Source organism: uncultured Lactobacillus sp. (assembly GCF_902491705.1).
In the GTDB taxonomy this organism is placed as follows: Bacteria; Bacillota; Bacilli; order Lactobacillales; family Lactobacillaceae; genus Lactobacillus.
This window is the reverse complement of sequence record NZ_CABUIW010000011.1, coordinates 1-13429: the sequence shown is the minus strand read 5'-3', so window position 1 is coordinate 13429 and position 13429 is coordinate 1. Positions and strand designations below refer to the sequence as shown.

General features: G+C 36.5%; 2 protein-coding genes. Both read left to right on the top strand.

What is annotated here, in order from left to right; translation table 11 throughout:
- Positions 1 to 52 precede the first annotated feature (52 nt).
- Complete coding sequence (locus RDN22_RS03525; RefSeq protein ID WP_308555960.1) at positions 53 to 11116, top strand: Rib/alpha-like domain-containing protein; 11064 nt, start codon at positions 53 to 55, stop codon at positions 11114 to 11116.
- A 951-nt stretch (positions 11117 to 12067) separates the two neighbouring features.
- Entirely contained in the window at positions 12068 to 12874 is an 807-nt protein-coding gene (locus tag RDN22_RS03515; protein WP_308555959.1) for a hypothetical protein, read from the top strand.
- The last annotated feature ends 555 nt before the right edge of the window (positions 12875 to 13429 follow it).

The following is a 13429-nucleotide window of genomic DNA, read 5'->3' as shown; positions in this document are numbered from 1 at the left end:
TCTATGTTATTTAAGGTTGAAAAGTTAGTAATAAAAGTGTTCCGGGAGGAATATGATGTTAGGAAAAAACAATTTTAAAGAACGCTTACGTAAAATGGAGAATCAAGACAAACATGATAGATTCTCTATTCGTAAATTAAGTATTGGTGCAGCAAGTGTTCTGATTGGTTTTGCATTTATGAGTGGTGTGGGTACTCATACTGTCTTGGCTGATGAAAATGCATCGGCTTCTAACTCTAACGGTCAGTCATCAGTAGTAGAAACGTCTAATGCTGCTACTGATGCTAATAATAAGAGCACAGATTCAAATGCTGATCAATCAGCTGCTAGTCAAACCACAAGTAACGAACAGTCAAAGGCAGACTCAAAGCAAGAAGCTCAGACTGCTCCAAAAACTACTCAAGCTGCAAGTCAAGATCAAAAAAATGATAAGCAGACTGTAGATCAACAAAGTTCAAATGCTGATCAAAAGCAGGAAAAAGTAGCTGCTGAAGTAAATAAACAAGTTGCAACTGGCAACGAGTCTGTTACTGATATTCAAGTTCAACAACCAGTAGCTAGTCAAAGTTCAGAAAAATTGACTAGCCCCACTCAGTCACAGAATGAACAAAGTAAAAATTCTATAACTAAAAAGACAACGAGTAATTCTAATGCAAATAAAAATGATAAAAAAGCATTAGAAGGCCAAAATGTTAGTCCATTTATGTTATTAGCTAGAGGTGGCAGTTATGATGTAGATGCCAATTGGGATTATACTGATAATTCGGGTGTTGTTAATTTAACTAACTATAAAGGTACAGACAATGATATCTATATTCCAAACAGTGCCGATTTTATTGCTGATGGTAAAAGTGATGTTACTGGGGTAGATATTACACGTGATGTAATGCGCTCATTGGCTCAAAAAAATGGTGTTACGTCAATTACCGTATCTAATACAGATGGAAAAAAGGTTAAGGCTGTCGGTTCTGATTGGTCTAGGACTTTTAGTAATGATAAAATTGATCCTAATAATCAAGGCGAAAATAGATTAGGCTATATTGATGGTAAAGGTATTAGTTCCACATTGACTAGTTATGATTTAAATAATCTTGATACTAGTGGTGTAACTGATATGAGTTATATTTTTTATAATCCACTCAATAGAGATGGCAGTGCCAATGAAGGTAGTTTGAAAAATCTGAATGGCATTAAAGATTGGGATACTAGCAATGTAACCAATATGGATTATATGTTTAGTGGCAATAAGGTTATTAGTGATCTTACACCAATTGAAAATTGGAATACCCAAAAAGTAACAAGTGTAAGTAATATGTTTAGTGCTAATAACATTTCTGATCTTACTCCACTTCATAGGTGGGGATATGATGCATCTGGGGATGGCAAGTGGAATCTGAAAAATGTAACCAACATGTGGGGTATGTTTTCTGGAAATGATATTACTGATCTTGGTCAATTAGACAAATGGGATGTAAGTAAAGTAAATAGCTTTAGCTATATGTTTTACGGAAATAAAAACATTACCGATCTTACGCCACTTGAAAGCTGGGATACTGGTAGTGCTACGAACATGCAATATATGTTTGGCTATGATTCTGGCCTTACCGATCTTACTCCATTACAACATTGGAATATTAGTAATGTAACCTCTATGGATGGTATGTTTAGTAGTGATGATCAATTATCCGATCTTACTCCACTAGCATCATGGGATGTAAGCCATATACACGACTTTGGTAACATGTTTAGTAATGACGCTAATCTTGAAGATCTTGCACCCCTTCAAAATTGGAAGTTAACTGCTGCAACCTCAACTAATGGTATGTTTAGTTATGATGCCAAGTTAACTAATTTGACACCATTAGCATCATGGGATGTAAGCCATATACACGACTTTGGTAACATGTTTAGTAATGACGCTAATCTTGAAGATCTTGCACCCCTTCAAAATTGGAAGTTAACTGCTGCAACCTCAACTAATGGTATGTTTAGTTATGATGCCAAGTTAACTAATTTGACACCATTAGCATCATGGGATGTAAGCCATATACACGACTTTGGTAACATGTTTAGTAATGACGCTAATCTTGAAGATCTTGCACCCCTTCAAAATTGGAAGTTAACTTCCGCAACTTCAACTAATGGTATGTTCAGTAACGATGCCAAGTTAACAAATTTAGCCCCATTGGCATCATGGGATACTAGTAACGTAACTGATATGAGCGGGATGTTTCAAAGTGATGGAATTAGTGACTTAAGCCCATTGTCGAAGTGGAAAACTGCTAACGTCCTTAATATGAGTAATATGTTTGCAAGTAACCCAATTTTAACTGCGGATTTTTCAGGTTGGATATTTAATACTTCAACAGATCCTGAGACTAATTTGGCTAGACTAAAAACTGATAATATGCTTCAAAGGACTGGTACTAATAGACATGGTTTAATTATTAGTGGTACTAATAATTACGACAAAGTTAAAGATATTTGGAATAAATCTAATAACAATAAATTACCAGTCGAATATACATTTTTGTTTAGTAATGCTGGTGCTTATATGGATCTTGGAGAGAACGTATATGCCACGCTTAATGATGCTCAAAAGCAGGTTGATACCAGTTTAAACTCCGAGATAAATACTAATAATTATCAAATTTGGGATGGTAGCGATGAATATACTATGAATGGTGTTGCTACTGGCATTTATCAAAATTATTCACTCGCCTCTGATCAAACTGCTCCTACTTCACTTGAAACAGATAGAACAGTCACTGTTAACTTTAAAGTTGTTTTTCCAACTAATCAAAGTCTTACAATTGATGGACATGTTTATACAGCAAATGACTTGGCAAATACTGGAGTGACAGTTAATGGACATACTTATAAAAATGGAGATTCAATTTCGGATCCAGCAGTCTTAAAAGTTCATTATAAGAAATATCGAGTCAGAGATGTCTCAGATCCTACAAACGAAAGTAAATATATAGACGGGACAGGCTGGATCTGGGATCATGCTTATAATACAAATGGCTATACAAATGGCTATAAAGTTGAAAAAGGAACTTGGGGAACTGATAATAGCGATTGGATTTATAAAGAAGGTAGTAGTCTTCCAACGAATTTTGGTGTTGTAGCTGCTAAATATCCAACTATTGCTGGTTTTGAAGTCGATACTCACGATAAAGGAAGCCGTATTCCAGCTAATATTTTTGTAAATCCTACCTATAACGGTAATCCATCTGCTGCTTTTAAACCTTCATGGGCATATGAAGATACTTATACAGATGAAAATGGAAATACTGTACCAAATTTATATGAGGCTACACCTGTACACACGGTTTACTACATTCCAATTCAAAGTGACGATACAAAAACTATTACTGAACACTATAGATATGTAGATAATGATGGAAATCCAATTTCAGGTGAGAATGGAATTGCTGCTCCAGATGATCAAATCAAGGTTTCATATACCAAAACAGGTACTAGAAATGTTGCAAATAATACAGTTACATATGGAAACTGGACATTGGACAAAAATGTCAGCAACAATAATAATGGGTACGTTGTAGTCAACGGTGGACAGCAGTGGACCGTTTCTGGTAATACTATTTCGGTAGAAAAACCAACCAAAGATGGATATTCTACTTATGGCAGCAATTCATTTAATCTAGATGATACTACTCAAGAACATACGATTTACTATGTAAAAGATAGTAAACAATTAGAAAAAACAGTTACAAGAACTATTAAAGTCCCTAAGTCGGGTGCTGCTGCTACTACTACAACACAAACTGCAAATCTTACTAGAACAGCTAGTGCTAAAACAGATGGTACTGGCGTAACCTTTAGTAATTGGAGTTCAGATAGCTCTAATTGGTCGGAAGTTACGATACCAGCTATTAAAGGTTATACAACGATAATTACTAATAAAGTTGGTGCTGGTGGTATAGATAATACTGTTATCAAAAGTTATGCTATCTCTACTGCTATTCCTGCTAAAATAGTAACGGGTAGTACTGAGGACGAAACAATTAACGTTGATTATTTAAAAATTGACGATGTTTTAACAACTGTTAAAAATGTAGGTGCAACATCTGAACAAAGTATTGATGATGATACCCCACTTTATTACATTGATGATAATGGTAATAAAGTTACAACTACTATAGGTGAGTATTATAGCAATACATTTTCAGATTGGTTGGTTGCTGGTCCTAGTTTCACAATAACGCAAGGAACTACTGCCCCTACTCTAACTGAGCCAGCTACACGTCCTATTGATTTAACTTTTACTTCAAATAATAATAACAATGTTAATGTTGAAATCCCTGGCAAAGTTACTATTGTTGGTGCAACGTCCAAGTCTCATTCAATAAGATCAATGAGTACTCCAACTATTGCTGATGCTAAAGCTGCTGTAAGTTTAGCAGATAAGAACACATTACCAAGTGGTACAAAACAAGAAGTAGTTGGTTTTGTAGATGCCACACCTAATACTAATGATAGTTATACTTATAGCGTATCAACTGATACACCGACTATAGATACAAAATGGACAAGTACTCATAACAGTGTATCTGCATATGTAGAAGTTAAATATACTGATGCTGATAATAATGTTACTTATCAAGTTGTACCAGTAACATTGAACATCAGAAGTTCACACGATGGCATAACGGTAGCTAATGATGCAGACCACGAGAGCATAACAACGCACGTTGGAGCACTAGACAGTGACTGGACAGATAATTCAGGCACAAGTGCAGCAAGCGGCACGGCAAAGAATTATGTAAAGCTTACCTACGGTACAGGCGAGAGCGCAGAGACAATTGATTTAAGCAAGATCGGGCAAAGCGATAGCCCAATTAAGTCAATAGTTTGGACAACCAAGCCAGATACAACACACGGTGCTAATAGTACTGATGCAGTAGTTACTATCAACTTTACAGATGGCTCAGCATCTAAGACTTTGCATATTCCAACTACTGTTAAGAGCGCAGTAGCTAAACCTTCAGCAACTACCAATCATGGCGAAGCAATTACTGATGTCAAAGGTAATATCTCCAACTGGAGCGATTTGATTAATTCATTTGCTGGATCAAGTGCAAGCTGGGTAAACGCCGATGGTTCCGCAATTAGTTCAGACTTCTGGACAAATAATACAGATAGTGATTACGCAACTAACCCAACAACACATGCTCGAATTAATGGAGCAAAGGATGCCTACATCAAGGTCAGCTACAAGAATGGTGAGAGTGAAGATGGATCACAAATAGTCTGGATCCCATTGACCATTAAGAGTGATAAAGATCAATTTGATGACAACTACCAGAACATTAAGGGTAATGGCACAACAGCCCATGTAGTAAATGAAGGTTCCGCAACTAGTTATATTAATAGTTTGCTTAATAACGATACTGAATTTACTTATGGTCCGGATGCAAGTCACCAAACAACAGTTGCATACAGCGCTCTTAAGACCGCTGCCAACATTTCATCAATTGCTTGGCCAACTGCTACTAATGTAGACTTGACAACTGCAACTACTACTGCAACTGATTACAATGCAGTAATCACATTTAACGACGGTTCAACTAAGACAGTTGCAATTCCAGTAACTGTAGTTGGTGCTAGGGCAGCAGATGAACAAACTGTTGATTCCTTCCGTCAACCTGCTGCAGACAAAGCAAAGGATGCCGTAAGCTTACCAACTGGCTTCACTGCTTCATCTGATAAGTGGGTAAATGCAAGTGTAGATAGAAGTGGCAAGTACACTATTAGTAACGAAACTGATCCAACATTTGTCACTACTTGGTCAAGTACCCATCAGACTGCTCCAGCCTATGTCAAGGTAACTTACAGTGATGGTTCAGTCCAAGTTGTACCAGTAACTTTGAAGCTAAGAAGTTCACATGATGGTATTTCAATTACTACTAATAAGAACATAACAACTCATATTGGTGCACTTGACAGTAACTGGGCAGATAGTACTGATTCCGCAAGTGGTACTGCTAAGGATTACGTAACACTTAAATACTCTGATGGTACTAGCGTTGACTTAAGTCATATGGGTACCGGTCATCCAATCAAGTCAATTGTTTGGACCACTAAGCCAGATACAACGCATGGAGCTACTGATTCTGTAGTTACTATCAACTTTACAGATGGCTCAGTATCTAAGACTTTGCATATTCCAACTACTGTTAAGAGCGCAGTAGCTAAACCTTCAGCAACTACCAATCATGGTGAGGCAATTACTGATGTCAAAGGTAATATCTCTAACTGGAGCGATTTGATTAATTCATTTGCTGGATCAAGTGCAAGCTGGGTAAATGCTGATGGTTCTGCAATTAGTTCAGATTTCTGGACAAATAATACAGATAGTGACCACGCAACTAACCCAACAACTCATGCTCAAATTAATGGTGCCAAGGATGCCTACATCAAGGTCAGCTACAAGAATGGCGATAATGAAGATGGATCACAGATTGTATGGATTCCATTAACTATCAAGAGTGATCGTGATATCTATACTGCTAGCGTAACTGCTAAGACTAAAGACGTTCACTATGGTCAAGACTTGACTGGTAAATCTGCTGAACAAATCAATGCAGGCACAGCTCCAGTAAGAACAATTAGTTGGGTAAGATCAACCGATCCTGCTGCTACAACAGCTGATCGTTTGACTGACAGTAACACTGTAATTTTGACTAAGCCAGACACTAGTGTGAATACACCAACCGGTGAACAAGATGTCAAGGGCTTCATCAAGGTAACCTTTAACGATGGATCAACTCTTTACAGAGAAGCTACAATCAAGGTTCATGGTGGTTATGCAGCTACTAGAAAACAATCAGTTCAACAAGGTGACTTGCCAACTGATGAACAAGCTAAGAATGCTATTGCAAATAATGCTGACTTGAATACTTACAATGCAAGTTATGCTTGGTACGCAAGCAACAATGAGAACAGTCCATTAACTACTTCTGATACTGGTAGTGGTACTTCAACTCCAGCTTGGGTCAAGATTTCTTATAGAAATGCAGATGGTACTACCGATGTTCAATGGGTACAAACTAGCTTGAACTTAACTAACGATATGGCTCACCAATTCCACAATTTATTGAGTGCAAACGATATTACGGTTAAGAGAAGTGATACTCCACTTAGCGGTACAATTGTTAATGATAAGTTGCTTGATCATGATGGCGTAGAAAGAACCGTCGTTAATGTTCCAGCTAACTTCCCAAGTGGTACAGTATTTAGCTGGTCAAGACCGGTAGATATTTCTAATGTTGGTGATGTAGCAACTACAGTAAAGATTAGTTACAGTGATCATTCTGTTGACTATATTCCTACTGTTCTTCATGTCACTGATCATGTTGATACTGATGCAGATAGATACATTCCAAACGGTGGTCAAATTTGGGTAGCACCTAATACTCAATTAGATTCTACTCATGGTGCAGATCAGGCTAAGCAAGGTATTTCTAATAATACTCAAATGCCAGCTAATGCTAGATATAGTTGGGTAAGCAGTGTTGATACTTCAAAGCCAGGTACTGATACAGCTGGCGTGGTTCAAGTAACCTTCGCCGATGGTTCAAGCAATCAAGCTGGTGTAGTAGTTCACATCAAAGGTACCCCACTTTCACCAGATCCAACTCATCCTGCAGTTCCAAGCGATGCTTCAAGATACACTCCACAGGGTAGAGATTTGAACAAGCAAGTTGGTGACGTAGTAACTGCAACTGATGCAGAAAATGCAATTATTAACAAAGCAAGTGATAATGTTGCTAATAATCAAAAGCTTCCATCTAGTGCAACAATTAGTTGGGATTCAGATGTTTCTAACATTACTCAAACTGCTGGTAATAAGGCTGCTATTGTTAAGGTTACCTACAGTGATCATTCAATTGATGAAGTTCCAATTATTATCCATGTAACTGCTAGACCAAGTCAGGCTTCACAAAACGATCCAATTGGTCAAGACATTACTACTACAGTAGGTGATCCTGATCACTTGTTAACTCCGCAAAATGGTATTGCTAATGCTACAAACTTACATAACGTAAGTAGCTATAGTTGGGATGGTCAAGCCCCATCAGCAACACATGTTGGTGATGAAAGTGCAACGGTCAAAGTAACTTATGCTGATAATTCAGTTGATTTAGTACCAATTTTGGTTCACGTAATTAACAGTACTCCAGAGCCAACTCATACCCGTGATACTGATAAGTTGAATCCATTTGGTAAAACCATTAATAGGGCAATGAGTCAGACTGCGGCTTTAACTAATGCAGATGCTATTGCAGGTACTGGCTTCCCAGCTGATGAAGCAACTGATGTAAGTAATGCAGCTCCAATTAGTTACAAGTGGGTAAGTCAAAGCTTTGCTGATAATGCTTTGAAGACTGAAGGACTTAAGTCTGGCCAAGTTTTGATTACTTATGGTGATCGTTCAACTGATGTAGTAACTGTCTTTGTAAAGGTAACTAGTCAAGCTTCAAGTACTAACTGGACTGCTCAAACCATTCGGGCTAACAGTGGTCAAAACATCACTGTTCAAAATGGTGTGGTTCAACAAATTCCAAGTGATGCCCAAGCCGAATTTGTCAGCCCAGCACCTGATTTGACTAAGAATAATGATGGTACTTACAAGGTTGGAGCTTCAGGTACTTATAATGAAACTATTCATATTAAGTTCTCTGATGGTTCTGAAAAGACTTTGTCTACAAGTTTGGTTGTTAGTGGTGATAACTTACCAGAAAGTGAATTCTACAACCCAGCTGGTGGTTTGATTACGAAATATGCTGGTGATAAGTTAACTGACAGTAATACTAATGGTGTTACCGATACTAATAATGATGCTTTGAATGCAATTGCTAACCACAATGCAATGCCAAACGATGTTCATTATGTTTGGAAGACTAAGGCCGATACAAGTACTGCTGGTTTAAAGAGTGGCGTTGTTACTGTAAGCTTTGGCGATGGTAGTTATAAGGACGTAACTGTTCACGTTAATGTCAAGTCCTTGGCTGATGAATACACTCCTATTGGTCAAGATATTCATTTAGCTCAACCAACTGATGATCCATTAACTGGTACTCAACATACTGATGAAGGTATCAGAAACAAGGCTGAACTTGCTCATGTTGTAAGATCTTATGAGTGGGTTGGCAGCGTTGATACTACTCAAGGCAATACTGTTGTTCCAGGTATTATCAAGGCAACATATATTGATGGTTCATCTAACACTGTTGCTGTTGATGTCATTGTTGGTCAACCAACAACCACTGAAACTAACCCAGTTGCCAAGATTATCAACGTTCACTATGGTGATATCTTTGATAACAATAATGCTAATGCCAAACGTGGTATCTTAAACACTTCTGCAATGCCAAGCGATGCAGTTTACAGTTTCTTAGGCGATTTGCCAACTGATGCTACTACACACAAGATTAATAAGACAGGAAATATCCCAACGATAATTCATATTGTTGGTAGCAGCTATGATAGAAGCGTAGCTACCGTCATCCACATTGTCAGCGATGCTCAACAAAATGACGATGCTCTTCCAATTGGTCAAAATATTGAAACAACTATTGGTGATCCACAGCATAAGGTAACTGCCGAAAATGGTATTGCTAATGCAGCTGATTTACGTGAAAACTACGATGCTTCAAGCTTTGTTTGGATGTCTAATGCTGCACCTGATGTAAATACTGTTGGTGCTCAATCAGTTGTAGTCAAAGTAAACTACAATGATGGATCAAGCAGATTGATTCCAATTTCAGTAATTGTTAAGGACAATCCAACTAATAATCCAACTAACCCACAACAACCACAGCTTGATAGTGACTTAAATCCATTTAATAAGACAATTACCAGACAAAAGAGCTACTACAATGTTCTTGATAATGATGATGCTAGAGTCGCAATTGGCTTCCCAGCTGATGAGCATGTTCCACGTGGCACAAGCTATGAATGGCTTGATCCTAACTTTGCCCAAACAGCTTTGAGAACAGCTGGCTATAAGTACAGTCAAGTCAAGGTTAGCTACCCAGATGGCTCAGATGATATTGTCTTGGTAACTGTTCATGTAACTGAAATGGCTGACAGATATACTCCAGATCCATTGCCAATAACTATTGATCCGGACAGTCCAGGTTTGCCAAACAATTTGAATGATCCAGACAATCCAAATCCGGCTATTGATCCAAATACCTTGCCAAGTGGTACTTTAGTCAGATTCCCAGATGGAGTAGATCCACAGAATATGACGCCTGGCGATCACCCGACTCAAGTTGAAGTTGATTATCCAGATGGCACGCACGTAATCGTACCAACGGTTGTGCATGTACCTGATAAGAATAAGCAGAATAACAATAATCATGGCTTAATTCCACACAACGGTGACTTTAATGAACCAGATATCAATACTCCAGCTATTAATGTTCCAGCAGAGCCAAGCACCAATCCGGTTGAGGTTCCTGAAAACAATACTCCTGATACTCAAATTGAAATTATTTACCAAGAAGGTCAGGATAAGATAATTGCTAGAGTACCTTATAAGCCAAGTGCAAGTTACAATGAAGCAATTGATAAGACCGAGTTAAGAAGCTTTGTCCAAAAGCACATGCCAAATAACTACAAGCTGGCTGAAGACTTGAATGCTAAGAACTTTATTGCTAATGGTAGTGATATCGTAGTTCAGGTAGCTCCAGTAACTTATAAGAAGCTTGTCCTTTACATTGGCAGACACGGCAGAATTGTTAAGAAAGCTTACATTACGGTAAGAAAAGATTCTGATAGTCTGACAGAATTAACTGCATTGGCTAACGGCAAGTTGCCAAAAGGCTATAAGGCAAACGGTAAGGTAAAGAGAGTAGCTAAGCACTTGGATGTTTGGGTAAATAAGTTAGTTCAACCAAGATTTAATAAAGCGCCAAGAACTAAAGACGTCTTATATGTGGCTAAAGATGGTACGGTAGTAAAACAGACCAGAATAACTGGTGATGTAAATAAGCTTGCAAAGAGCAAGTTGCCAAAAGGCTACAAGATAAGCGGTATTGATCGTGTTAACAATCACTACGACATTTGGCTAAACAAATAGAAAAGAGAGATAGAATAAAAGAAAACTGATAAATATTTATTCCCTAAGTTAATAAAGAACGATGAAGTTCAATAAGAGCTTTATCGTTCTTTTTTTGTGTAATGTAAGCGTCAAAAAATAAAATATCTTTCTCAACTCTTGTTTTTCAGCTATCCTTAGTTCGTAAATTTTAGTCATGTGGTAATAAGTCAAATGAAAGGCGATGATTTTTTAACTGTTAAACTTTTGTTTACTTTTAAATCTAGACCAATTTTTGAAATTAAGCCCTCGGTGTCTGGTATAGTTTATTATCTTTGAGCAATTTAAAGATGAACTCGTACTAATTTTTTTGCAGTTAGCGTGCAAGCACGTTTATGCGGTGAGTAGACAACTTCATCATACTTCTTTTGGTAATATTCTTTGAAAAACAATAACCTATCGTAGCTCTGAATCACGCTCAAAAAAACTAAAGAAAATTCGTCCCTCACGCAACAGCCTGATTTACGCTAAAAAGGATGATCTTGAATTAAATATATATAGTCCTCTAGATTCCGATCTCATAAATAAGATTTTAAGCAGTTTTTTTTATGATCAATCTATCCGATTCTAGGCCAAGTCTACATCGTCTGCGGTAAAACTGACATAAGATTATAACTATATGATATATACAAAATCAAAACATAATCTTAGTTACTAGTAAATGTAGTAGTATAATTTTTAGAAAGGTCGGTATATGAGCTTTGTGCATTTAATCACAATAATATCATTTTCATTCCTAAGAATAGAGCTAAGTGTATTATTTTTTTTGAAAAAATGTTATATTAAGTGATGAAAAGAGGTCAGCCAAAAGATTATTGGCTTGATAAAGCCACAAAGAAAGAAGGTTATGCAATATCTATCAAGTTGTATAACGAGTCTAACTTATTATTGCATTTACGGTTTAATAAGTAATTATCATGTAAGGAGAAAAATATGTTTAAAAAGCAATTAATGAATATTTTGGTAGGTGTAACAATATTCTCTGCAGGGACTGCTTCTATAGGTGGATTCATGTCAAATCCTACCGTAGCGCAGGCTGCAACTACCCAAAATAAGGTAAAATATACACCAATTACAATTAAGCGAGGCGCTCGTTTATACAAGCTTACATTTAATAAACAAAAGAATAAGGTTGTTAAAGTATCTGCACAAAAGCGTAAAGGAGTAGCTTTAAGAATCAAAGGCGGTAAAAGTCAAGCTGTATGGTCTACTACATATAAACGTACAAAATATTATTATATCGGTGGTGTATATGCTATTCGCGCTAAAGATGCTAAAGTTCAAAAAGGTAAGAGCGTGCCATCATTATCTGGTATTATTGCAAAACAAGTAGCAAAACAAGAGGCACTTAATGAACAAAGAAAACAAGAAGCAGATAATTGGAATCAAAAGCTTCAAGATGCTAAACCACAAACTGTTGCTGCTAAAGTAACAAAGGATAGTCAATATTTCACTGTAGATAGTAATGGAAAAGGTACTAAAGCAACTGATGAATTAAAAGCTGGTACTAGTTTAAATATTATATATAGTGATGCGTCTTCAATTAAGACATCAGATGGTAAAACCATTCCAGCTTATTTTGCTAAGACCGATTCAGGCACAACAATAGTAATTCCTATTGAAGCTGTAACTTTGGATAATAAGAACGATCATGTATTAACAGCGGATGAATATAATCAAGCTATTCAAAATGTTAATAATATTTATTCTCAAGCAAAAAATGCTTTAAATTTGGAATAACTTGGTAGGATACTAGCAATCTAAAAATAATAACTTATTTTCTATAGGAAATCTTACTAAATAAAGGATGAAAAATAGGCCTAAGCAATTAGGATACGTACCGTGTTAAGTAGACAACTAAAATATATAAATTAATTGTTAATCAGTTTGCATATTATGCAGGCTGATTTTTCTTTTCTTTGATTTTTCTCCCAAAATCTTTATAGCATTTAAATATGCTTCACCTTGGGAATTAGTTGCTTAGAAATATTTAAAAGAGAGTTAGACGATATCTATCAAGCTGTATAAAGTGTTCAACTTATTATTGCAATTTACGATTTTAATTTAATAACAAATAAGATTCAGCCAAAGCTGTGAAAATTTATGATTTAACTTAGTAATATAGTATATATTTTTGTTGTTAACCTATGCGATTTAAATTAAGCATTATCAGGAAATAGATTTACTACATAACAGCTATTTGTTATTTAAAGTAATGAATATAACCTATACAACTGTGCAATTTTAAACAATTTTGGCGATTAAATATATGATCAATATAGGCTATGAACACTT

What these genes read in the sequence shown, in the direction of transcription:
- RDN22_RS03525 (WP_308555960.1), top strand. Translation starts at nt 53, where the DNA reads ATGATGTTAGGAAAAAACAATTTTAAAGAACGCTTACGTAAAATGGAG.
- RDN22_RS03515 (WP_308555959.1), top strand. Translation starts at nt 12,068, where the DNA reads ATGTTTAAAAAGCAATTAATGAATATTTTGGTAGGTGTAACAATATTC.